Here is a 23,618-nt window from a genome sequence, read left to right on the forward strand (position 1 = left end):
CATGAGCTCTGCTTCCCGCCTCAAGCTGTTCTGGCTGTCGGACGCCAACACTGCGCACACCGAGCGCTGGGTGCGTGCGTTGGCGGCTCGCGGCCACGAAATATTGCTGTTTAGTTTTATTCGTCCGCATCGCGACGTGTTCGCTTCCATTCCCGGCGTGCGGCTGGAATCGGCAAATCTACCTAGCGATCTCGTCTATGCAACCGATGGCTCGCTCGGCAAGATTGCATACATGCGAGCGGTGCCGACGGTCCGCGCCCTCGCCAAGAAATTCGCACCCGATGTCTGTCACACGCACTATGTGAGCAGCTACGGCATCGTCGGCATGCTCGCGGGCCTGCGGCCGCGGGTGGCTTCCATCTGGGGCTCGGATGTTTATACGACGCCATTTCGAAGCGTCGTTCACAGGCTGGCGATCCACAGTGTGCTGCGCACCGCCAACACCGTGCTGTCGACCAGCTGGGTGATGCGCGAGCAGGGCTTGCGGATCTGCCGGCGAGACATGCGGGTGGTGCCGTTCGGCATCGATATCAATCGTTTCGTGCCGCCAGCAACCTCGCGCGAGCCGGGCAGGCCAGTCGTGATCGGTACGGTAAAGTCCCTGGAACCTAAGTACGGGATCGACGTTTTGATCGAGGCGTTCGCGATCGTACGTCAAGAATTCGGCAGCCTGAATCCGCAGCTGCTGATCGCTGGAGGAGGGACCCGACGGGCTGAATATGAAAGCCTGGTGGACCGCCTCGGACTGCGCGACACGGTGACATTCACCGGTTCCATCGAATATTCCAAGGTTCACGAGGTTCACCAGCAGCTGGATATCGCCGTGTTTCCGTCGGTGGAGGACAGCGAAAGCTTCGGAGTGTCGGTGATAGAGGCGCAAGCCTGCGCTCGGCCGGTCATCGTGAGCAGGGTGGGCGGCTTGCCGGAGGTCATCGGCGAGGGCCGGACGGGATTGGTCGTGCCGCCCAGGGACAAGGTGGCGCTGGCGCGCGCCATCGGCACCCTCCTGGAGGATCCGCAAAGGGCGCGCGCTTTGGGCGAAGCGGGTCGGGCGCACGTGTGCGCCACGTATGGTCTGGAGCACTCAACGGATTTGCTCGAGGGAGAGTACAGGCAGCTCGTGTAGGTCTCGGCACGGCCGGACCTCGCGAGCGAGGTAAGGCAGCAAAGAGGTGCGGGACTGTGGAGATTCAGGCTCTTCGCGCGAGGCTCGGCGAGATAGCGGGCATTCCGGATCGGCAGTGGCTCGACAGCCTGTCGGAGCGGAAGAAGAAAGAACTGGAATTCCATGATCGCGACCGTGACCGCAAGCAGGTCGCGCAGCTCGACCAGGACACCTACGAGCGCTTCTACGGCAACCGGAAGTACTATCAGGCGACCGGACTGTCCAAGGCCCATGTGGATGGGTGGATCGCGAGCAATGCGCCCGGCAAGGTTTTCCTGGACTATGCCTGCGGTAACGGTGAGAACGCCCTGAAAGCGGCCCGTGCCGGCGCGTCGCTGTCGATCGGCATCGATATCAGTCGCGTCTCCGTAGTGAACGCAACCGAGGATGCGCGCAGCCAGGGCTTGTCGGCCAATACAGTGTTCGTGCAGGCCGACGCGGAGAATACGCAGCTGCCGGATTCCTCGGTGGACACCATTATCTGCAGCGGCATGCTGCACCACCTGGATCTGTCGTTCGCCTTTCCGGAGCTTCGGCGCATCCTGGCGCCGGGCGGCAAGATCCTGGCGGTCGAAGCCCTTGACTACAATCCGCTCATCAAGCTGTACCGCAAGCTCACTCCGGACATGCGCACCGAGTGGGAGAAGGCACACATCCTGGATTTGCGGGACTTGCAGTTCGCCGCGCGTTTTTTTGACGTGCGGGACATTCGTTTCTGGCATATTAGCAGCATCGCGGGCGCGCACCTGAGCTTCGCCTTGCCTGCACTGAACGCATTGGACAAGGTGCTCACCCACATTTGGGGCATCCGGCTGATGGCCTGGATCTTCACGTTCGAGCTGCACAGCAAGAAGTAACTCGGCATGGTCGCCGAAACAAACATTCATCGCAGGGTAGATGTCTCTGAATATTTGGCTGATCACCGTCGGCGAGCCCTTGCCGCTGCCGGGACAGAGCGCGCGGCCGTGGCGCACCGGAATCCTGGCTCAGACGCTGGCGGCCCGCGGCCATCGCGTGACCTGGTGGACTTCGACGGTGAATCATTTCACCAAGGAGTATTTCACCCAGTCGAACGAGTCGCTGCCGATCGCGCCCGATCTCGAGCTCCAATTCCTGCACGGCGATCTCTACCGCAAGAACATCTCATTCGCGCGCTTCCGTAACCATCGGCAGATCGCCGAAGCGTTTCGCGGCCTGGCGCGGGAGCGCCCGACGCCGGATCTGGTGTTGTGTTCGTTTCCGACCATCGAGTTGAGCTACGAGGCGGTGAGCTACTGCCGCGAGCGTTCAGTGCCGGTGTTGCTGGACATTCGCGACCTGTGGCCCGATGAGATCGAAGCGCGAGTGCCGCGCCCCTTCATTCCACTCCTACGGGTCGTGTTCGGGGCGATGTACCGCCAGACTCGAGAGGCTCTGCGCGGCGCCTCGGGGCTGGTCGCAATCTCCGAGCACTATCTGGCGTGGGGGCTGGGATGGGCCGAACGCCAGCGTAGTCCCGCAGACGCTGTGTTTACCCATGCATACCCACCGCCGCCGCCCCCTGCCGCCGACGGGGAGAACGTTCGGATCCTGCAGCAGCTCGGTGTCGATCCCGACAAACGCATCGCCTGTTTCATCGGAACGTTCGTCGGCAGCATCGATCTGGCGACGGTAGTGAACGCCGCGAAGCTGCTTGCGGATCGCACCGATCTGCAATTCGTGCTGGCAGGTTCGGGAGAACAGGAAGCAAGCCTGCGTGCGCTGGCGCAGGGAGCCGACAACATCGTGTTCACCAGTTGGGTGAATCAACAGCAGCTGGCTGCGATCGCCTCGCGTGCCTGGGTCGGCCTGGGCGCCTACAAGAAAGGCGCGCTGATGAGCTTGACCAACAAGATTTTCGAGTACATGGCTTATGGCTTGCCGGTGGTGCTGTCGCTGCCCGGCGAGGCCCAGCGGCTGATCGAACAGGCGCGCTGTGGCGTGTTTTACGAGCCCGGCTCGGCCGAATCGTTGGCGCGGCAGCTCCGGCAGCTGCTCGATTCCCCGGCCGGCAGAGACGAGCTGGCAAGCAACGCCGCCCGCACCTTCCAGGAGCGCTATTCGTCGGTGACGGTGTACAAGGCGCTGGCCGCCCACCTCGAGCAGATTGCCGCTCAGAAGCCCCTGTGAGGGTGGGGCCGTACGCGAGCCCGCGCAGGGCGGCTCACTAGGCGATCACGTACACACGATGTAATATCCGCGTGTGTTTTAACCGCCGGGATGGACGAACCCATTGAGTGAGACGAATAAGTTCAAGGAGGTAACCGAGCTCGCCGGGACTCAGATCAGTGAAGAACAATTGGAGCGAATGTCTCACCGGTATCATTGGGCGGCGTTGTACTGCAGTGGCAAGGATGTGCTCGAGGCGGCCTGCGGTTCAGGCCCGGGTCTCGGAATTTTGAGCCGCGTCGCGGCCAGCCTCGAAGCAGGCGATTATTCTTCGGAAATTCTTCAACTGGCCCGCGACCACTACGCCGGGCGAGTCAACCTGAGCCAGTTCGATGCCCAGTCGTTGCCGTTCGCCGACGCCTCCAAGGACGTGATCATCTTGTTCGAGGCGATTTATTACGTGCCGGATGCCGCACGCTTTGTCAGTGAATGCCGGCGCGTGTTGAGGCCCAACGGCAAGGTGCTGGTGGCGACTGCCAATAAAGATTTGTCGGATTTCAATCCGAGCCCGTTCAGCTTTCAATACTATGGCGTGGCCGAGCTGACCCGGCTGTTCGATTCCCACGGCTTCAACGTCGAGAATTTTGGCTACTTGCCGGTAGGATCCGTGTCCTGGCGTCAGAAGCTCTTGCGTCCCATCAAACGAATGGCGGTGGCGCTCCATCTGGTGCCGAAGACCATGGCCGGCAAGAAGCTGCTCAAGCGGCTGGTGTTCGGGCAGCTCGTGCCCATGCCTGCGGAGTTGCCGACGCGCAGCGATGCCATCGTCACGCCGGTGAGGTTGAGCAACGCTCCGGACGTCTCTCATAAAGTCATCTATTGCTGCGCGACGCTGCGCGGTTGAAGCCGCTCTCGTCTCCAAGACATCCACATCAAGTTCAGGAATTTCCCGCATGTCGGCCGAACGTAAAATACCGTTCTTCAATTATCAGGCGCTGTTCGCTTCCCAGGAACAGGAGCTCATGGGCGTGCTGCGCGATGTGATGAGCCGCGGCGCCTACATCCTGCAAAAAGATTTGTTGGATTTCGAAGCGAGCTTGCGCAGCTTCCTCAACGTCAAGCATGCCATCGGCATGGCGGATGGCACCAATGCGCTGAAGCTGGCGCTGTTGGCGGTCGGCGTCGGCCCCGGCGATGAGGTCATCGTGCCGGCGCACACCTATATCGCCAGCGCCGCGTCGATTCATTTCGTCGGCGCCAAGCCGGTGCTGTGCGAATGCGGTCCGGATCACATGATCGACGTCGATTCGGCGCGTCGCGTGGTCACGTCGAAGACCAAGGCCATCATGCCGGTGCAGTTGAACGGCCGTACCTCGAACATGGATCGGGTGATGGAACTCGCGCGCGAGCGCGGCTTGCACGTGATCGAAGACGCTGCCCAGGCGCTCGGCTCGAAGTTCAAGGGACGCTTTGCCGGAACCTTCGGCGCAGCCGGAACTTTCAGCTTCTACCCGGCCAAGGTGCTGGGTTGTTTCGGCGACGGCGGTGGCCTGGTGACCAACGACGATGCGGTCGCCGAAAAGGTGATGCTGTTGCGAGATCATGGTCGCAACGCCGATGGCGAAGTGGTCGCGTGGGGCACCAACTCCCGGCTGGATAACGTCCAGGCGGCGGTGCTGAACTTCAAGATGAAAACCTTCCTGCAGGATCTGGAGCGTCGGCGGGCGATAGCTGCCCAGTACGATGCCGGCCTGCGTGACGTGGCCGAGCTCGTGCTGCCGCCGCCTCCGAATGCCGATGATGCTCACCACGACATCTTCCAAAACTACGAGATCGAGGCCGAGCGTCGCGATGCGCTGAAGGCGCACCTGGAAAGCAAGGGCATCCGCACCATCGTGCAGTTCGGTGGCAAGGCGGTGCACCAGTTCGCGGGCCTGGGTTTCGACGGCACCAAGCTGCCGTTCACAGAGCGTATGTACACTCGCCTGCTGCTGTTACCCATGAACGTTACTATCAGCGACGACGATGTGGCCTACGTGGTCCAGGCGATCCGCGCTTTCTACGGGCGCGGCAAATGACCGATGTTTCGGTAACACGCGCTTCTGATCTCGGCGGACTCGCCAATCCAGCGCGCCCGCTGAGTCCCATCGACGTCGGCGCGTACGACGATGCGACGCTGCGCCACTTTCTCACGCTGTTGTTTCGCATTCGCTTCGCCGAGGAAAAAGTCGGCGAGCTGGTGGAGCGTGGGCTGGCGAAGGCGCCGTGTCATCTCGGCATCGGGCAGGAAGCTGTCGCCGTGGGTGTCTCGGCGGCTTTGAACGCCCGGGATCGCGTGTTCGGCGGGCACCGCTCGCATTCGCACTACCTGGCGCTGGGCGGCGATGTCTACAAGCTGCTCGCCGAGGTGCTGGGCAAGCTCGATGGCACCTCGCGAGGCATGGGCGGATCGATGCACTTGTACGGACGTGAGCTTGGCTTCTACGGCAGCGTGCCGCTGGTGGGCGCCACGATTCCGCTTGCCGTCGGCGCCGGCATTGCCGCGCAGATGGAAGGACAGGGCGCGGTCGGTGTCTGCTACTTCGGCGACGGCGCGACCGAGGAGGGCGTGTTCCACGAGTCGATGAATCTGGCCTCGGCGATGCGCCTGCCGGTGTTGTTCGTGTGTGAGAACAATCTGTTCTCCAGTCATCTGGATATCAATCTTCGTCAGCCGAGCGATCGTATCGGCCGTTATGGCGACGCTCACGTCGTCAACACGCGCAGCGTGGACGGGAACGACACGGTCGCGGTCGCCAAGGCCGCGAACGAACTGGTCACGCATGCGCGCAACGGCGGCGGTCCGGGATTGCTCGAGGCGGTGACCTTCCGTCATCGCGGTCACGTCGGTCCGAAGGAAGATATCGATGTCGGCGTGCGTCGTCGTCAATCGGATATCGATGCCTGGAAACGAGTGGATCCCATTCCACGCCTGATCAGCGCTCTGCGCGATGCCAACCGCATGACGGCGGGCGAGATTGCGCAGCTGGAGCAATCGGTACGTAAAGAAATTGACGAGGCGGCTACGCGTGCCGAAGCGGCGGCGTATCCCGAAGAGCGCGCTCTGCTCGATCTCGTTTACATCGGGGGCGCGAGCAAATGACAGTGCGTGCAACGTATGGAGAGGCCATACGGCTCGGCTTCGAATATCTGATGGAACGATATTCGAATGTGTTCTGCATCGGCCAGGGATTGTGGAGCCCATGGTACGTCGGCAACTCGATGACCGATCTGGATCACAAGTTCGGTCGTCATCGCGTCATCGACACTCCGGTCTCCGAGCTGGCCTGCACGGGCGCAGCTGTCGGTGCGTCGTTGTGCGGCTATCGCGCAATCGTCATCCATCCGCGTATGGATTTCATGGTGCTCGCGGCCGATCCAATCATCAACCAGGCGGCCAAGTGGTCGCACATGCTGGGCGGCCAGGCGGCGCCCGCTGTCACCGTCCGCGCCATCATCAATCGCGGTGGCGAACAGGGTGCGCAGCATTCGCAGGCGCTGCATTCCTGGTTTGCACACATTCCGGGACTGCGCGTGGTGATGCCGGCTACCGTGCAGGACGCTCGCGATCTGCTCATCTCTGCAGTGCTGTGTGACGATCCGGTGATGTATATCGACGATCGCTGGCTGTATGACCTGTCCGAAGATCTGCCTGATGTCGTCGAACGTGATCTGCGCAGCGAGAAGCCGCGCGTGCTCCGCTCCGGCAAGGACGTGACGCTGGTCGGTTCCAGCTATTCGACCTTGCTCTGTCAGCAGGCCGCCGTCGAACTGGAGAAGCAGGGCATCGATGCCGAAGTCATCGACCTGCGCGTGTTGAATCCGCTCGACACCACGTCGGTCGTCGAATCGGTTGCCAAGACCGGCCGCCTGGTGGCGGTGGACGGCGGATGGCGGACCGCCGGCCTGGCGGGCGAAGTCATCGCGCGCGTCAGCGAATCGCTCGGCCGGTTCAAGTCGCGACCGATCCGCGTGACCTTGCCGGATGCCCCGGCGCCCACCAGCAAGCCGCTCGAAGCGATCTACTACCCGGACAGTCAGCGTGTGATCGAAGCGGTTCAAGAGACTCTTGCCGTCGCCCGATAGAGTGCAGTAATGAAGAGATTGCTGGATATCCTGTTGTCCCTGGTCGGCCTGGTCCTGGCCTCGCCAGTGCTGCTGCCGGTCATGTTCCTGATCTGGTGGCAGGACAAACATTCGCCGTTCTACGTCGCGCCACGCGTCGGCATGGGCGAGCGGCCGTTCCGGATGGTGAAGCTGCGCTCGATGATCATCAACGCCGACAAGTCCGGCGTCGATTCCACCTCCTCGAGCGACCGACGCATCACGCCGGTCGGACAGTTCGTGCGTCGTTACAAGCTCGACGAGCTGACGCAGTTGTGGAACGTGCTCAAGGGCGATATGAGCCTGGTCGGGCCGCGTCCCAACGTCGAGCGCGAGACGCGCATGTACACGCCGATGGAAAAGAAACTGCTGGGCGTGCGGCCGGGCATCACCGACTACGCCTCGATCGTGTTCTCGGACGAGGGCGAGATCCTGCGGGACAAGGCCGATCCCGATATCGCCTACAACCAGCTGATTCGTCCTTACAAAGGGGTGCTCGGGCTGTTCTACATCGAGCACTCGTCCTGGTTGCTGGATCTGAAACTGATCTATCTGACCGCAATCGCCGTGTTCTCGCGCGACAACGCGCTGCGCGGCGTGGTGCGGGATCTGCAGCGACGAGGCGCGCCGCCGGAAGTTCTGGCGGTCGCCGCCCGGGTCGCACCGCTGGTGCCGGCGCCTCCGCCGGGAGCGACGCAGATCGTGACCGAACGCTACTGAGCGTCGGTCAGATCCAGTCGGGAGAGTCGATGAATAGACGGGACGTATTGTTCGCGATGGGTGGTAGCTGTACCGCGCTCGCCGGTTGCGGCGGCGGTGGCGGCAGCAGCCCAACGCAGGCGCCGGAGCCGCCGCCACCCGTCGACCCGGGGGACCCGCGCGCCGCATGGGCTGCGACTGCCCAGTCCCTGATACCCACCCTCATCGAGACTGAGCAGCGCCCCATCGATATCGTTCGCGCGGTGGCAGATCCATCGCTGCCGCTGCGTTTTCGCATGGAGCGTGAAGCTACGGCCGATCTGCTCAACACCTATACTTTCGGCAAGGGCGAATCCTTCATTCTGGACTTCGGCGGTCATCGCGCGGGGTTCCTGTCATTCGAGCTGCAGACAGTGGGGCGTGCGCCCGACGCGCCGGCGCGCTTGCGCTTGACCTTCGGTGAAGTGCCGACCGACGTTGCTGAACCGTTGTACCCCTACAACGGACGTCTCAGCCAGGGTTGGCTGCCAGATGAGGTGATCAATGTCGATGACCTGCCGCAGGCAGTGCGATTGCCGCGGCGCTATGCCTTCCGCTACGTGAAGGTCGAAGTCATCGATACGTCCGGTGAGTTCCGCTTGCGGTTCGAGAACGTCAAAGCGCATGCAATCACGTCGGCGGCCACGGCGGTGGCGCCGCTGGTTGCTGATGCAGAGATGCTGCGACGGATCGACGAAGTGGCCGTCGCGACGCTGCGCGACTGCATGCAGACGACCTTCGAGGACGGACCACGCCGCGATCGCCGCCTGTGGCTCGGCGATCTGCGTTTGCAAGGTCTGGCGAACTACGCGACCTTCCGGCAGAACGATCTGGTCAAACGCTGTTTGTACTTGTTTGCCTCGCTATCGCGCGAGGACGGTTTCGTTGCCGCCTGCGTTTATGAAAAGCCGGTTCCGCGGTACGGTGAAGCGCACATCATCGACTACGCGGCGCTGTTCAACGTCACCCTGCTGGATTACCTGGTCGCGACGGGCGATACCGCGACCGCGCGAGATCTCTGGCCGGTCGCGAAGCGGCAGCTGGAGATCATCGCCCAGGGCATCGATGCGAACGGTCTGTATCGCGATCCGGGCAATGTGTGGATCTTTATCGATTGGTCAGATCCGCTCGATCGCAACGCCGCGATCCAGGGGTTGCTGATCTACGCGTACCGGCAGACGCTGGACCTGGCGAGGCGCATCGGCACGGAGGGCGAGGTGAGTGGCTACCAGGCCCGCATCGATGTCATGACGGCAGCCGCCAGGCAGACGTATTGGGACGACGCACAGGGCGTCGCGGTCAGCGGCGCATCACGTCAAGTGAGCTGGGCGTCTCAGGTGTGGCTGACGCTCGGTGGGGTGCTGTCGCCGACCGAAAGTGAACGGGCGCTGACGACTGCGCTGGATTCACCGACGGCGGTAAGACCGACCACCCCGTACCTCTATCACTATGTGATCGAGGCGTTGCTGGCCGCCGGCCTGAACGCCCGGGCGCGACAGCTGCTGGAGTCCTACTGGGGCGGAATGGTGGCGGCAGGCGCCGACACATTCTGGGAACTCTATGACCCCGCCCAGCCCCTGAGCGCGAACTACGGAGACATCCACGCCACCAGCTACTGCCATGCCTGGAGCTGCACGCCTTCTTACTTTCTCCGGCGGGGCCTGTTGCAGGGATAAGTAGACATTACTTGTCTGTTGCTGGAGTCAGTGTAATCCTGCCAGGGTTCTGCCAGAATCCGTGGCGATTCAGTGGGTTCAGAAGTAATCCGCGATCGGTTGGGAGCGCATGAACCGCATGAAGGAACATACAATAATGTGGCGTGTTGTTAGTGCCCCGCCGGCACGCATTGGGAGCGGCGCGTGACCAAATCCATGCCGAGACGGTTGGAGCAGACGGCCAACCGGCTCGCCCAGCTGCCTCGATCGCAAAAGCGACTGATGATGCTGACGGCCGATGTCGTGGGGATCCCGGCTGTCTTGTGGGCGGCGATCAGCCTGGCAATGGGCACTGTCAATCACTTCACCAGCGGCGCTGAATGGATCTACGCGGCCGCACTGTTGACCAGCGTGCCCGTGTTCACCCGCATGGGTCTTTACCGCGCCGTGATCCGCTACCTCGGACCGCGCGCCATCTTCGCGGTCGCGACCGGCGTCACAACATCAGTGGTGCTGCTCACCGCTCTGACGTTTTTCTGGATTGAACGAAGCATCCCGATCACTGCGCTGCCGATCTACTGGTCGTTCGCATTGATCTATGTGGGCGGCAGCCGCTTCCTGGTGCGAGGACTGTTGAATTTCAAATGGTCCACCGGGGCTCAGCACATCGTGATCTACGGCGCGGGCGGCGCGGGCGTTCAGCTCGCCACCGGGCTGACGCGCAGCGGCCGCTATCACCCGATCGCATTCATCGACGACAACACCTCCTTACAGGGCAGCACGATCAACGGTCTCGAGGTGTTCTCGCTGCAGGCCTTGCCCCGATTGGTGCGCGAGGAAGGCGTAACCGCGGTGCTGTTGGCGCTGCCTTCCCAATCGCGCCGCCGCCGCCTGGAGATTCTGAAGGCCATCGAACCGTTGTCGTTGCTGGTGCAAACGGTTCCGGACTATGGCGACATTCTGGCCGGCCACGCGCGAGTCGAAGACGTGCGGGACGTGGACGCCGGAGACCTGCTCGGTCGTGACCCGGTGCCGCCGAATGCCCGACTGCTCGATGCCTGTATTCACGGCAAGGTCGTGATGGTGACCGGCGCGGGCGGCTCGATCGGTTCCGAGTTGTGTCGTCAGATCGCGCGTCTGCAGCCCAGCCGCTTGTTGTTGTTCGAGATGTCCGAGCTCGCGCTGTACAACATCGAGCGGGAGATCAAGCTGCTGATCCGTACCGAGAAGCTGAGCGTCGAACTCGTCGCGCTGCTCGGCGACGCTCATCACAAACATCGCATGAGCGATATTCTGCACATCTACGGTGTGCACACTATCTATCACGCGGCTGCTTACAAACATGTGCCCATCGTCGAGCAGAACATCATCGAGGGCATTTACAACAATATCTACAGCACCTGGAACGCGGCGGAGGCGGCGCTGGAGTGCCGCGTGGAAACGTTCGTGCTGATTTCCACGGACAAGGCGGTGAATCCGACCAACGTGATGGGCGCGACCAAGCGCTTTGCCGAAATCGTCTTGCAAGGTCTGCAGTCGCGCGGCTCGACCCGTTTCTGCATGGTCCGCTTCGGCAATGTGCTGGAATCGTCGGGCTCGGTGGTGCCGCTGTTCCGTGAGCAGATCCACGCCGGCGGGCCGGTCACGGTGACCCACAAGGATGTCATTCGCTACTTCATGACCATTCCGGAGGCTGCGCAGCTGGTGTTGCAAGCGGGCTCGATGGGCAAGGGCGGCGATGTCTTCGTGCTCGACATGGGCAAGCCCGTGCGGATCGCCGATTTGGCCAAGCGCATGATCAGCCTGATGGGCCTGACGCTGCGCGACGAGGACAATCCCGATGGGGACATCGAGATCGTCTACACCGGTTTGCGCCCGGCCGAGAAGTTGTTCGAGGAGCTGTTGATCGGCACAAACGTCACTGGCACCGAGCATCCGATGATCATGCGTGCGATGGAGCATTCGCTGCCTTGGTATCAGGTGCAGCAGGTGCTCGATGAGCTGTCGCTCGCGTTGTCGCGCTTCGATTGCGATCGCGCGCGCCAGCTGCTGATGCAAACCGTGGCGGAGTACAAGCCTACCGGCGACATTCAGGATCTGGTGTGGAATCAGCGAGCGCAGCTGACTCATACCGAGACCAACAACGTCACCGCACTACAGACTCGCCGGGCGAGGCTCGGGCCGGCTGCGCCCAGTAGCTCGACTCCCGGCAATTATTGAGGCGGGCCGTGAACCGCAAGGGCATCATTCTCGCCGGTGGCGCTGGCACCAGGCTGTATCCCCTGACGTTGGTCACCAGCAAACAGCTGCTGCCCATCTATGACAAGCCGATGATCTACTACCCGCTCAGCGTGCTGATGCTGACCGGGATTCGCGAGCACCTGATCATCTCCACGCCGCAGGACCTGCCACGCTTCCGGCAGTTGCTGGGCACCGGCGAGCAGTGGGGAATGACCTTCGAGTACGCCGAGCAGGCGCGCCCGGGCGGCATTGCCGAAGCCATCCTGATCGCCGGTCAGCGATATGGCAACGAATCGTTCGCTCTCGTGCTCGGGGACAACATTTTCTATGGTCATGGCATGACGCAGCTGTTGCGTGCGGCGGCGGCCAAGAGCAGTGGCGCGAGCGTCTTCGCATACCACGTGCACGATCCGCAACGGTACGGCGTGGTCGAGTTCGATGCCGCAGGACGCGCGCTCGGCATCGAGGAAAAGCCGGCCGCGCCCCGGTCGAGCTACGCCGTGACGGGACTTTACTTCTACGACGAGCGTGCTTACGAATTTGCCAAACAACTCGTCCCCTCGGCGCGGGGCGAGCTGGAGATCACCGATCTCAACAAAGAGTACCTGCGGCGCGGCGACTTGCACGTCCAGGTCATGGGCCGCGGTTATGCCTGGCTCGACACGGGCACGCACGAGTCGCTGATCGCTGCGGCGACCTTCATCGAAGCGATCGAGACACGACAGGCATTGAAAGTGGCGTGTCTCGAAGAGATTGCCTATCGACAGGGCTTCATCACCGCCGCGCAAGTGCGCGAGCTGGCGCGTCCGCTGAAGAATACGCAGTATGGCCAGTACCTGCTGAGCATGCTGGAAGAACGAGTCATCGAATGATTTTCAAACCGACCCGCCTGCCCGAGGTCGTGCTGATCGAACCGAAAGTGTTTGGCGATTCGCGCGGCTTCTTCATGGAAACCTGGGAGGCTCGAAAATTCGCCGACGGCGGCATCGATGTGAATTTCGTACAGGACAATCACAGCCGCTCCAGCCGCGGCGTGCTGCGCGGCCTGCACTATCAGCTGCGGCATACGCAGGGCAAACTGGTGCGCGTTGTCGAGGGTGAAGTGTTCGACGTCGCGGTAGATGTGCGCAAATCCTCGCCGACATTCGGCCAGTGGGTTGGCGAATATTTGAGTGCCGACAATCGCCGCATGCTGTGGATTCCGCCCGGCTTCGCGCACGGCTTCGTGGTGTTGAGCGAGCGCGTGGACTTTCTATACAAGTGCACCGATTACTACGACCCCTCCAGCGAGCGTACGCTGCTGTGGAATGATCCGGAGATCGGCATCGAATGGCCGATGCCGCAGGGTGTGGATCCGATCATTTCCGAGAAGGATCGCAACGGAATCGGCTGGCGGAGCATCGAGACCCTGCCATGAAAACGTTGATCGTCGGCGCCGCGGGTCAGCTGGGGCGCGCCCTGCTGAAAACGGCGCCTGCGAGCGTCGATGTCTTGGCATTGGATCGCACGCAGCTGGATATCACTCGAGAGGATGCAGTTGCTCAGGCGGTGCATTCGTTCGCGCCGCAGGTCGTGATAAATGCCTCCGCGCACACCGCAGTGGACCTGGCGGAATCAGAGCCGCAGAAGGCCTACGCGATCAATGCCGATGCAGTTGGCAACCTCGCTGCCGTATGTGCGGCGTCGGGCATTCGGCTCGTTCACGTATCTACCGATTTCGTGTTCGATGGATGCTCCGGCCGACCGTATCGGCCGGACGATGCTACCCATCCGCTCGGCGTCTATGGTGCGAGCAAGCTCGCGGGCGAGCAAAAGATTGCGGCGCACGGGGCCTTGGATTGGACCGTCGTGCGCACCGCGTGGGTGTACGCGAGCACCGGGCGCAACTTCGTGCTGACGATGTTGCGGCTGTTCAAAGAGCGCCCGGTGGTCCGCGTCGTCGCCGATCAAATCGGCACGCCCACGAGCGCGCTTTCGCTGAGCGAATGTGTGTGGCGTGCGGCCATCTCCGGCAGGCTGCGAGGCATTGCCCATTTCACCGATGCTGGCGTGGCCAGTTGGTACGACTTCGCGGTGGCCATCTACGAGGAGGCGAGCGAGCTCGGTCTGCTCAACGCGCCTGTTGAAGTCCAGCCGATTCAGACCAAAGATTATCCGACTCCCGCACGACGCCCGAGCTACAGCGTCCTCGATGTGACAGCGACCACGGCGGCGCTTGGGCTGACGCCGGTGCATTGGCGCACCAACCTTCGGCAAGTATTGAGAGAGCTGCGAGCGTGAAACATCTGCTGGTCACGGGCGGCGCCGGTTTCATCGGCGCCAACTTCGTTCACTATTGGCTGCAAAGGCACGGCAGTGGGCGATTGGTGGTGATCGATGCGCTGAGTTACGCCGGGAATCGCGCCAATCTGTCGAGCGTCAGCTCGCATCCTGCGTTTCGTTTCGTGCACGGCGACATCACCGATGCTGCGCTGCTGGCGCAATTGTTCCAGCAGGAGCAGATCGATTGCGTCGTGCACTTCGCGGCGGAATCGCACGTCGATCGCTCGATCACCGGTCCGGACGAATTCATTCGAACCAACGTGATCGGCACGCACGAGTTGCTGAAAGCTGCTCGGGCCGCGTGGTGTCGCGATGGCAGCTGGCGCGGTGACGTGCGCTTTCATCACGTTTCGACCGATGAAGTCTATGGCTCGTTGCGCACCGGCGAGGCTGGCTTCACCGAGACGACGGCGTATTCGCCGAACTCGCCGTATTCGGCCAGCAAAGCTGCGTCCGATCACCTGGTGCGCGCCTATCATCACACTTATGGCCTGCCGGTCACGAGCAGCAACTGCTCGAACAACTATGGGCCGTTTCATTTTCCGGAAAAGCTGATCCCGTTGATGCTGGTCAACGCGCTCGAAGGCAAGCCGCTGCCGGTGTACGGCAAAGGCGAGAACGTCCGCGATTGGCTGTATGTAGAGGATCATTGTCGCGCGATCGAAGCGATCCTCGAGCGCGGCAGAGTGGGGGAGACCTACAACGTCGGCGGCCGCAACGAGTGGCGCAACATCGATATCGTCCGACACTTGTGCGGCATCCTGGATCGACGCTTCGCCACCGATCCGACGCTGGCCGGCCGCTTCCCCAATTGTCCCGCGGCCTCGGGCAAGCGCGTCGACAGCTTGATCACCTTTGTTACCGATCGGCTCGGCCACGATTGGCGCTATGCCATCGACGCCAGCAAGATCGAGCGCGAGCTGGGGTTCGAGCCGCGGCAAACATTCGAGAGCGGCATCGAGAAAACGGTCGACTGGTATCTGACGCACGAGTCCTGGTGGCGCGATGTGCTGAGCGGCGCATATCGTCGCTAGCATGCAGCCTGTTCCCCAAAGCGATCCATATCTGGGGAAAAGCCTCACCAACCGGGCTATTTGGGGCTGTCCAGAACCGCATCATGCGCACCGGGACAAGGAATGTCTCAGTCCGGTGCTCCCCACCCGCCGGACGCGCCAAAATCCGCGGAGCACAGGACGTGCTCCGCGTCTTCTTGCGGGAATTCGGGCTGGTCTTGAAGTCGAATGGCGCCGCGAGCCGCTGTGGGCGGCGACTCGCGGCGGCCGAGTCGAGTGGCGTGACACGCTCGCCTGGCCTCCCTGGCGCGAGGGGGGCGTGTGCACCCGGTCCTTCGTCCTGTTCTTATTGCGATCACTTTCCCTGTGCGCGTCGTTTCTCGAGCCGTGGGAGCAGCGCGATGGCGACTTTCAGGAAGAGTTGCGGGCCTGCTGAATCCGTAGCAGTTGCGAGCCGGTTGCCGACCTCCTGTCGGGTTCCGGCCGCTGCGTGCGCTCCCTGCACGACCCGCGCTTCCTTTGGACAGCTGTTGTCGTCCGTGACAAAGCTGCTGTTCCTAATAGTTAAAGCGACAAAGCGCAGCATCTGCCCTCGCAAGCGGTGGAAATATTTTCAAGTCATGGAACATGCCGACGCCCCTGTCCGTATGGGCCGACTGCTTTACCGCTTGCGTCGTGTCCGCTAAGCTGCCGAAATATTTTTCCTTTTAAGTCCAGCGAGTTATCCCATGCGATTGACCATTTTCGGCTCCGGTTATGTGGGCCTGGTGACCGGCGCCTGCCTGGCCGAAGTCGGCAACAACGTGCTGTGCGTCGACGTGGACGAGCGCAAGGTCGAAATGCTCAAGCGCGGCGAGTCCCCGATCTACGAGCCCGGGCTCGACGAGCTGCTGCGCCGGAATCTGGAAGCGGGCCGCCTGAAATTCACCACAGACGCCGTCGAGGGCGTGAAGCACGGCTTGTTTCAGTTCATCGCGGTCGGCACGCCGCCCGATGAGGACGGTTCGGCCGATCTGAAGTACGTGCTGGCGGTTGCCGAAACGATCGGCAAGAACATCAGCGAGTATCGCGTCGTGGTTACCAAGTCCACGGTGCCAGTGGGGACGGCGGACAAGGTGAAAGCCAAGATCGACGCGACGCTGAAGTCACGCGGGGCGCAGGCCGAGTTCGACGTGGTGTCCAACCCCGAATTCCTCAAAGAGGGCGCGGCAATCAACGATTTCATGAAGCCAGACCGCATCGTCGTCGGCACCGACAATCCGCGCACTGCCGAGCTGCTGAAGGCCCTGTACGACCCCTTTACGCGCAATCGCGAGCGCATGATCGTCATGGATGTGCGCTCGTCGGAGCTGACCAAGTACGCTGCCAATGCGATGCTTGCAACCAAGATCAGCTTCATGAACGAACTTGCCAACCTGGCCGAGCGCATGGGCGCCGATATCGAGAAGGTGCGTCAGGGTATCGGTTCGGATCCGCGCATGGGTTATCACTTCATCTATCCCGGCATGGGCTATGGCGGCTCCTGCTTTCCCAAGGACGTGCAGGCCCTGTCGCGCAGCGCCGGCGATCACAAGTTCAACGCGGAGCTGCTGAACGCGGTCGAGGCGGTGAACAAGCGCCAGAAGATGGTGCTGTTCGACAAGATGCGTGCGGTGTTCAACGACGATCTGGCTGGAAAAACCATTGCTCTGTGGGGCCTGGCGTTCAAGCCCAACACCGATGACATGCGTGAGGCGCCCAGCCGCACCCTGGTGGAGGCGCTGTGGGGCGCCGGTGCGAAAGTGCGGGCCTACGACCCGGTGGCGCACGAAGAAGTCCACCGCATCTACGGCGACCGTCCGGACCTCACGCTCACCAAGTCGGCCGTCGAGGCGCTGGAAGGCGCCGATGCGCTGGCGATTGCGACTGAATGGCAGGAATTCCGCAGCCCCGATTTCGATCTGATCGCCTCGCAGCTGAGCAGGAAAGTGATTTTCGACGGCCGTAATCTGTACGACCCGTCGTTTGTGAAGCGTTTTGGATTGAAGTACTACGCCATCGGGCGGGGTGACAGCCTATGTTGATTCCCGTGATCCTTTCCGGCGGCTCGGGCACTCGCCTGTGGCCGCTGTCGCGCGAGCTGTATCCCAAGCAGCTGCTGCCTCTGGTCGGCAAGGGGACCATGTTGCAGGAGACGCTGGCGCGGGTCGCTGGAGTCGAAGCGCTGGGCGCGCCGGTCGTGGTGTGCAACGAGAGTCATCGGTTTCTGGTCGCCGAGCAGATCCTCGAAGCGGGCATCAAGCCGCAGGCCATCGTGCTCGAGCCGGTCGGCCGCAACACCGCGCCCGCAGTTGCTGTCGCGGCGATGGCCGCCGTCTCCGATCTGCCCAAGGGAGGCAGTGACTCCGATCCGTTGCTGCTGATCCTGCCGGCCGATCATGTGATTCGCGATGTGAAAGCGTTCCGTGCCGCGCTGGAAATCGGCCGCAAGGCTGCCTCCGAAGGCAAGCTCGTCACCTTCGGCGTCGTGCCGAACAAGCCGGAGACCGGCTATGGCTATATCAAGCGAGTGAACGGCGCCGGCCCGGCTTATGGCATCGACCGCTTCGTCGAAAAGCCCGACCTTGCCACGGCGAAGTCCTACGTCGAGTCGAAGGAATATTTCTGGAACAGCGGCATGTTTCTGTTCCGCGCCTCGGCCGTACTCAACGAGCTGCGCGAGCTGGCGCCGAAAATTTATGAAGCGTGCGCGCAGTCCGTCACGGCCGCCAAGCGCGATCTGGATTTCACCCGCCTGCCGACCAAGGAATTCAGCGCCTGTCCGAGCGATTCGTTCGACTACGCGGTGATGGAGAAGACCAAGCTCGGCGTGGTCGTGCCGCTGGACGCGGGCTGGAGCGACGTCGGCTCGTGGTCGGCGCTGCACGAAGCGATTCCGGCCGACGGCGACGGCAATGTCGTGCTCGGCGACGTGCTGACTGCCGATTCGCACGGCAATTATCTGCACGCCACCAGCCGCCTGGTTGCGGCGGTCGGCCTGCAGGACCACGTCGTGGTCGAGACCAAGGACGCGGTGCTGGTCGCACCCAAGAGCCGGGTGCAGGACGTGAAGGAATTGGTCAATCAGTTGAAGAAACAGGGCCGCTACGAAACTTCCTTGCACCGCGAAGTGTTTCGGCCGTGGGGCAGCTACGACAGCATCGATAACGGCCAGCGCTTCCAGGTGAAGCGCCTGTCGGTGAAACCGGGCGCGTCGATGTCGTTGCAGTTGCATCACCACCGCGCCGAGCACTGGATCGTGGTGTCGGGCACGGCGAGGATCACGCGAGGCGAGGAGGTATTCCTGCTGGAGGAAAACCAGTCGACCTACATCCCGCTGGGCACCAAGCACCGCATCGAGAACCCGGGCAAGATCCCGCTGCACATCATCGAGGTGCAGTCGGGCGGCTACCTGGGCGAAGACGACATCGTGCGCTTCGAGGATCGTTACGGGCGGGAAGGCGAGAAATAGCCCACTCGTCCAATCGCCCGACACGAGCAAACATTCAGAATCGTTTAGAGCCAGAGATAAGGAACGCAGCGCATGTCCAACCCGTCTTCCGCCATCGTGGGCTTCAAGGCCTACGATTATCGCGGCCGGATCCCGACCGAGCTCAACCCGGAGGTGGCGTATCGCATCGGGCGGGCGTATGCGGAGTTCCTGAAGCCCAAGCGGGTCATCGTCGGGCGTGACATTCGCAAGTCCAGCGAAGAGCTGTGCGCGGCTTTGACCAAGGGCCTGCTCGATTCGGGCGTGGACGTTTATGACATCGGCCTGTGCGGCACGGAGGTCGTGTACTTCGGTACCTTCAGCGAGGGCATGGACGGCGGCATCATGGTGACCGCGAGCCACAACCCGCCGGATTACAACGGCATGAAGTTCGTGCGCGAGCAGTCGCGGCCCATCAGCGGCGACACGGGATTGAAAGACATCCAGCGCATCGCCGAATCCAACAAGTATGCGCAGCCCGCGAAGCAGGGCACGCGCCACACGCTCGATATCGGCAAGAAATATATCGAGCACCTGCTGTCGTACCTGGACAAGTCGAAGCTCAAGCCGTTGAAGATCGTGGTCAACGCCGGCAATGGCGGCGCTGGACTGATCGTCGATCAGCTCGAGCCGCACCTGCCGTTCAAGTTCATCAAGATCAACCACCAGCCCGACGGCAGCTTTCCGAACGGCGTGCCGAACCCGATGCTGGAGCAGAACCGGGTCGCCACGATCGAGGCGATCAAGCAGCACAAGGCCGATTGCGGCGTCGCCTGGGACGGCGACTACGACCGTTGTTTCCTGTTCGACGAGAACGGCAGCTTCATCGAGGGCTATTACATCGTCGGCCTGCTGGCCTCGGTGTTCCTGAAGCAGGAGCAGGGCGCGCGCATCGTGCACGATCCGCGCTTGACCTGGGCGACCACCGACATGGTCGCCTCGCTCGGCGGCAAAGCCGTAATGTCCAAGTCCGGACATGCCTTCATGAAGGATGTGATGCGCCAGGCCGACGCCATTTACGGCGGCGAGATGAGCGCGCACCATTATTTCCGTCGCTTCGGCTATTGCGACACCGGCCAGATCCCCTGGCTGCTGGTGGCGCAGCTGCTGTGCGAAACCGGCAAAACCTTGTCGCAGCTGGTCGGCGAGCGCATCGCGAAGTTTCCCGCCAGCGGCGAGATCAATCGCAAAGTGGCCGACGCCAAGGCCACGATCGCGCGCGTGCAGGCTAAGTACGAGACCGGCGCGAAGTCCATCGATTTCACGGATGGCCTGTCGATCGAGTTCGACGACTGGCGTTTCAACCTGCGTTCGTCCAATACCGAGCCGTTGATCCGCTTGAACGTCGAGAGCCGCGGCAACGAGGCGCTGATGAAGTCTCGCACTGCAGAGCTGCTGCAGATGATTGGCGGCGAGGAAGCGCACTGACCGGAACCTGCCGACCGCACCTTCACGGGTGCCCGGGTCCCATAGACCAGCCCGGGCGCCGTCGTCGATAGTCCCCAAAGTCGCACCCCCCGGATGAACCGGGGAAGTGCGACTTCGAGCATTCTTGAGGCGCGTACAGCAGGTGTAGGCTCGTTCCATCAAGGAACGTGACAACACCAACAAACGGCCAGGGCCGCGCCAGGGAGTATCGGCGGTGGCAACGCATTTTTCGAGCGATGATTCGATAACGAACGCACAGCTGCTCGACCTGCAGCGCGTCTTCGATCTGTCTCAAGATTTGATGTGCGTGACCGACGCGCAAGCGCGCTTCGTGCGCGTGAGTGCGTCGTCCGCGCGGATCCTCGGTTACCAGCCCGACGAGCTACTGGGACGCAAGTTTCTCGACCTGATTTATCCCAACGATCTGCAAGCCACGCTGCTCGCGCACGAGACCGTGCTGCGTGGAGCGCAAGTCGTCGAATTCGAGAATCGTTATGTTCGCAAGGATGGCGCGCTGGTCGAGTTGAGCTGGACTTCGACCTGGCTCGCCGGCGCCGGCGGCTCGGGCGCCACGTATTCAGTCGCCAGAGATATCACAAATCGCAAGCGAGCCGAGCGGCTGCGAGAGTCGCAGCGCGAAGTCTTGCAGATGATCGTCGCGGGCTCGACGCTCGGCGATGTTCTGCGGCGGATCTGCAGCATCATGGAAGCATTCGATGCCGACGCCAGATGCGCCGTGACGGTTCTCGATGCAGCCGGCGGCCGCGTCCGCACCGCATTCAGCCCGAGCTTACCTTCGCGCTTCCTGTCAGTCGTCCAGGATGCACTGCTGGGCATGCAGAACGGTGCATGCGCCAACACGTTGCGCAGTGGTCAGACCGCCACTTGTGCGGACATCAGCAAAGATCCGGATTGGCGCGAGCTCGCCACGCTCGGCGCTGAGCATGGCTTGCGAGCTTGCTGGTTCACGCCGGTGTTTGGGGCGCGTGGACGTTTAATTGCTGTCATAGCTGTTTATTACCCGCACCCGTACGAGCCGACGGATCGCGAGCTGGTGCTGGTGCAGGCGGCGGTGAGCCTGGTGGCGCTGGCCATCGCGCATTCGAATGCGCAGACACAGCTGAAAGAAAGCCTCACGCGCGTGGAGCTGGCGCAGGCCATTGCACGGCTGGGTTATTGGGAGCGCGATTTGTCGAACGACAAGCTCAACGTTTATGGCGAGACCAATGCGATCCTGGGCATTCCCGGCGAGCGCTCGGTGAGCCTGGAATCGTTTCTCGACGTCGTGCTCGAGGCGGACCGGCCGGCGCTGATTGCTGCCTACACCGAAGCAAACCGCGGGGATGGATTGGGAGGGCTGCAATTCCGCGTGCGGCATCCGGATGGATCGACCCGTTACGTGCACGCCGAGCGTCGCGTGATTCGCGACGACTCGGGCCGCGCCACTCACATCATCGGCACGATGCAGGATGTCACCGAGCGCAACGAGGCCGATCGGGAACGGCAACGCTATCTCACTCAACTGGCTTCGCTCGCGGTCGCGGCCCGCAAGGTCAATTCGGTGCTCACCGTGGATGAGTTGCTGCAGGTCATTACAGATATCGCGCGCGATCTGGTCGGGGCGCATGTCGCAGTGAGTGTGTTGAAGAGCACCGATGACCGAACGGTGGAGTGCTGCAAGACTTCACATTCCGAAAAATATACGTCGGTGGCGCCGGACTCTGTGTTACAGGAAGGCCAGGGCCTCACCGTGTCGCTCGCAGCGGCTTCCGGACGGCGCATCGGCGTGCTGTGCGTGGCTGACAAGCAGAGCGGGGAGTTCGCGTCCAACGACGAGCGCGTGCTGAGCCAGCTCGCCGACCTGGCCGCGGTCGGCCTGGAAAACGCCCATCTGTATGCCGAGCTCGAGGAGCGAGTGCGAAAACGGACGGCGGAGCTACAGGAGTCCAATAAAGAACTGGAGGCTTTCAGCTATTCGGTCTCGCACGACCTCCGGGGACCGTTGCGCGCCATAGCGGGGTTTACCGGCTTGCTGCGCAACCGGCATTACGAGACGATCGACGCGGACGGTCGCCGCTGCATCGATCGCGTACTGGCTGGTACGCAAAGAATGTCGAACTTGATCGATGACTTGCTGGAGCTGGGCCGGGTCACGCGGGTGGAATTCAGGCGACGGCAAGTGGATTTGTCGGAGTGTGCGCGCGCGACCCTGTCTCGGTTGCGCGAGTCGACTCCGGAGCGGGCGGCCGCGATCGTCGTCGAGCCGCAGCTGGTCGTCGACGGGGATGCCGGGCTGCTGGAGATTGCGCTGGAGAATCTGCTGGACAACGCCTGGAAGTTCACTGCCAGCCGGCCGGTCGCGGAAATCCGCTTCGGTGCCCTGGCGCTCGATGGCGTTGCCGGTGACGAAAACGAGAGGACGTTCTTCGTGCAGGACAATGGCGTTGGGTTCGATCCGCGATATGCGACGAACCTGTTTGGGGTGTTCCAACGTTTACACGCGGCCGGGGAGTTTCCCGGCACGGGGGTGGGCCTCGCCACGGTCCAACGCATCGTGCAGCGGCACGGCGGCCGCATCTGGGCCGATGCGGCCGTCGATCGCGGGGCGACGATTTACTTCAGCATTGCCAAGGGGCAGCAATGAGCGAGCGCTACATCCTGCTGGTCGAGGACAACCCGGACGACGAGGAGTTGACGCTGCTCAGCCTGCGCAAGAACAACCTGGCGCACGACATCGTGGTGGTCCGTGACGGCGTAGAGGCCATCGAGTACCTGTTCGGCACCGGGCAGTACGCCAGCCGCGATGTGATGAATGCTCCCACGGTGATCCTGCTGGACTTGAAGCTGCCCAAGCTCGACGGCCTCGGCGTGCTCAAGCGGCTGCGTGCCGACGAGCGGACCCGCAACCTGCCGGTGGTCGTGCTCACATCCTCCAGCCAGGACGCCGACGTGATCGCCAGCTACAACCTGGGCGCCAACAGCTATGTCCGCAAGCCCGTGGAATTCGGCGCCTTCGTCGAGGCGGTGAGCAGCCTGGGGCTGTATTGGGTGATGCTCAACCGGCCGCCGCCGGTCCACGTGACATGATTTGACCGCGCCGGTCGTCATCCCTAAACTACGCGCCCCTTCAAACCATATGACGGTTCGTGGGGCCGGCATCGGGCGGTTAGCTCAGCGGTAGAGCACTGCTTTCACACGGCAGGGGTCACAGGTTCAATCCCTGTACCGCCCACCAATCCTAACGATTCGGATGGAATCCCGGCGCCATGGCCGCTAAG

Annotated in this window: 19 protein-coding genes and 1 tRNA gene; all 20 read left to right on the plus strand. The window is 62.4% G+C overall.

Annotation, left to right across the window (positions count from 1 at the left end):
• Nucleotide 1: 1 nt before the first annotated feature.
• The 20 genes from EK373_RS19770 (at nt 2) to EK373_RS19865 (ending at nt 23,575) form a co-directional block, all read left to right on the plus strand.
• A complete protein-coding gene (locus tag EK373_RS19770; RefSeq protein ID WP_129645422.1) occupies nt 2-1,126 on the plus strand; it encodes a glycosyltransferase in 1,125 nt (374 codons plus the stop codon).
• A 56-nt stretch (nt 1,127-1,182) separates the two neighbouring features.
• Nucleotides 1,183-2,022, plus strand: coding sequence for a class I SAM-dependent methyltransferase (locus tag EK373_RS19775; protein ID WP_157994442.1), 840 nt, complete (start codon nt 1,183-1,185; stop codon nt 2,020-2,022).
• A 40-nt stretch (nt 2,023-2,062) separates the two neighbouring features.
• Nucleotides 2,063-3,313, plus strand: coding sequence for a glycosyltransferase family 4 protein (locus tag EK373_RS19780; protein ID WP_129645424.1), 1,251 nt, complete (start codon nt 2,063-2,065; stop codon nt 3,311-3,313).
• A 103-nt stretch (nt 3,314-3,416) separates the two neighbouring features.
• Nucleotides 3,417-4,196, plus strand: coding sequence for a class I SAM-dependent methyltransferase (locus tag EK373_RS19785; RefSeq protein WP_129645425.1), 780 nt, complete (start codon nt 3,417-3,419; stop codon nt 4,194-4,196).
• 49 nt (nt 4,197-4,245) lie between these two features.
• Nucleotides 4,246-5,370, plus strand: a complete 1,125-nt coding sequence (locus tag EK373_RS19790) for a DegT/DnrJ/EryC1/StrS family aminotransferase (RefSeq protein ID WP_129645426.1) — start codon at nt 4,246-4,248, stop codon at nt 5,368-5,370.
• Nucleotides 5,367-6,434 carry a thiamine pyrophosphate-dependent dehydrogenase E1 component subunit alpha gene (locus EK373_RS19795; RefSeq protein ID WP_129645427.1) on the plus strand — a complete coding sequence of 356 codons (1,068 nt, stop codon included), beginning with the start codon at nt 5,367-5,369 and terminating at the stop codon, nt 6,432-6,434. Before EK373_RS19790 ends, EK373_RS19795 begins: the two co-directional genes overlap by 4 nt.
• A complete protein-coding gene (locus EK373_RS19800) occupies nt 6,431-7,417 on the plus strand; it encodes an alpha-ketoacid dehydrogenase subunit beta (protein WP_129645428.1) in 987 nt (328 codons plus the stop codon). The genes EK373_RS19795 and EK373_RS19800 overlap by 4 nt, the downstream gene beginning before the upstream one ends.
• Before the next feature lie 9 nt (nt 7,418-7,426).
• Nucleotides 7,427-8,155 (plus strand): sugar transferase, encoded by a 729-nt coding sequence (locus tag EK373_RS19805; protein WP_129645429.1) that lies wholly within the window; start codon nt 7,427-7,429, stop codon nt 8,153-8,155.
• Between the two features lie 29 nt (nt 8,156-8,184).
• The gene (locus EK373_RS19810) at nt 8,185-9,849 is read left to right on the plus strand and encodes an alpha-L-rhamnosidase-related protein (protein ID WP_129645430.1); all 1,665 of its coding nucleotides are present in this window, start codon (nt 8,185-8,187) and stop codon (nt 9,847-9,849) included.
• A gap of 183 nt (nt 9,850-10,032) precedes the next feature.
• Nucleotides 10,033-12,048 carry a polysaccharide biosynthesis protein gene (locus EK373_RS19815; RefSeq protein ID WP_198683450.1) on the plus strand — a complete coding sequence of 672 codons (2,016 nt, stop codon included), beginning with the start codon at nt 10,033-10,035 and terminating at the stop codon, nt 12,046-12,048.
• An 8-nt stretch (nt 12,049-12,056) separates the two neighbouring features.
• Nucleotides 12,057-12,941 carry a glucose-1-phosphate thymidylyltransferase RfbA gene (gene rfbA / locus EK373_RS19820; protein ID WP_129645431.1) on the plus strand — a complete coding sequence of 295 codons (885 nt, stop codon included), beginning with the start codon at nt 12,057-12,059 and terminating at the stop codon, nt 12,939-12,941.
• Entirely contained in the window at nt 12,938-13,486 is a 549-nt protein-coding gene (gene rfbC / locus EK373_RS19825; RefSeq protein WP_129645432.1) for a dTDP-4-dehydrorhamnose 3,5-epimerase, read from the plus strand. Before rfbA ends, rfbC begins: the two co-directional genes overlap by 4 nt.
• A complete protein-coding gene (gene rfbD / locus EK373_RS19830; protein ID WP_129645433.1) occupies nt 13,483-14,349 on the plus strand; it encodes a dTDP-4-dehydrorhamnose reductase in 867 nt (288 codons plus the stop codon). Before rfbC ends, rfbD begins: the two co-directional genes overlap by 4 nt.
• Entirely contained in the window at nt 14,346-15,425 is a 1,080-nt protein-coding gene (gene rfbB, locus EK373_RS19835) for a dTDP-glucose 4,6-dehydratase (protein ID WP_129645434.1), read from the plus strand. The genes rfbD and rfbB overlap by 4 nt, the downstream gene beginning before the upstream one ends.
• Nucleotides 15,426-16,132: 707 nt before the next feature.
• Nucleotides 16,133-17,467 carry a UDP-glucose dehydrogenase family protein gene (locus EK373_RS19840; protein WP_129645435.1) on the plus strand — a complete coding sequence of 445 codons (1,335 nt, stop codon included), beginning with the start codon at nt 16,133-16,135 and terminating at the stop codon, nt 17,465-17,467.
• On the plus strand, nt 17,461-18,894 hold the full coding sequence (locus tag EK373_RS19845) for a mannose-1-phosphate guanylyltransferase/mannose-6-phosphate isomerase (protein ID WP_129645436.1): 1,434 nt from the start codon (nt 17,461-17,463) through the stop codon (nt 18,892-18,894). Before EK373_RS19840 ends, EK373_RS19845 begins: the two co-directional genes overlap by 7 nt.
• A gap of 72 nt (nt 18,895-18,966) precedes the next feature.
• Nucleotides 18,967-20,340 (plus strand): phosphohexomutase domain-containing protein, encoded by a 1,374-nt coding sequence (locus EK373_RS19850; RefSeq protein WP_129645437.1) that lies wholly within the window; start codon nt 18,967-18,969, stop codon nt 20,338-20,340.
• Nucleotides 20,341-20,554: 214 nt separating this feature from the next.
• On the plus strand, nt 20,555-22,984 hold the full coding sequence (locus EK373_RS19855) for a PAS domain S-box protein (RefSeq protein WP_129645438.1): 2,430 nt from the start codon (nt 20,555-20,557) through the stop codon (nt 22,982-22,984).
• Entirely contained in the window at nt 22,981-23,427 is a 447-nt protein-coding gene (locus EK373_RS19860) for a response regulator (protein ID WP_129645439.1), read from the plus strand. The genes EK373_RS19855 and EK373_RS19860 overlap by 4 nt, the downstream gene beginning before the upstream one ends.
• A gap of 73 nt (nt 23,428-23,500) precedes the next feature.
• Nucleotides 23,501-23,575: transfer RNA gene (locus EK373_RS19865), tRNA-Val, on the plus strand.
• Nucleotides 23,576-23,618: the final 43 nt, after the last annotated feature.

This window comes from Peristeroidobacter agariperforans (genome assembly GCF_004138335.1).
Lineage (GTDB): Bacteria > Pseudomonadota > Gammaproteobacteria > Steroidobacterales > Steroidobacteraceae > Steroidobacter > Steroidobacter agariperforans.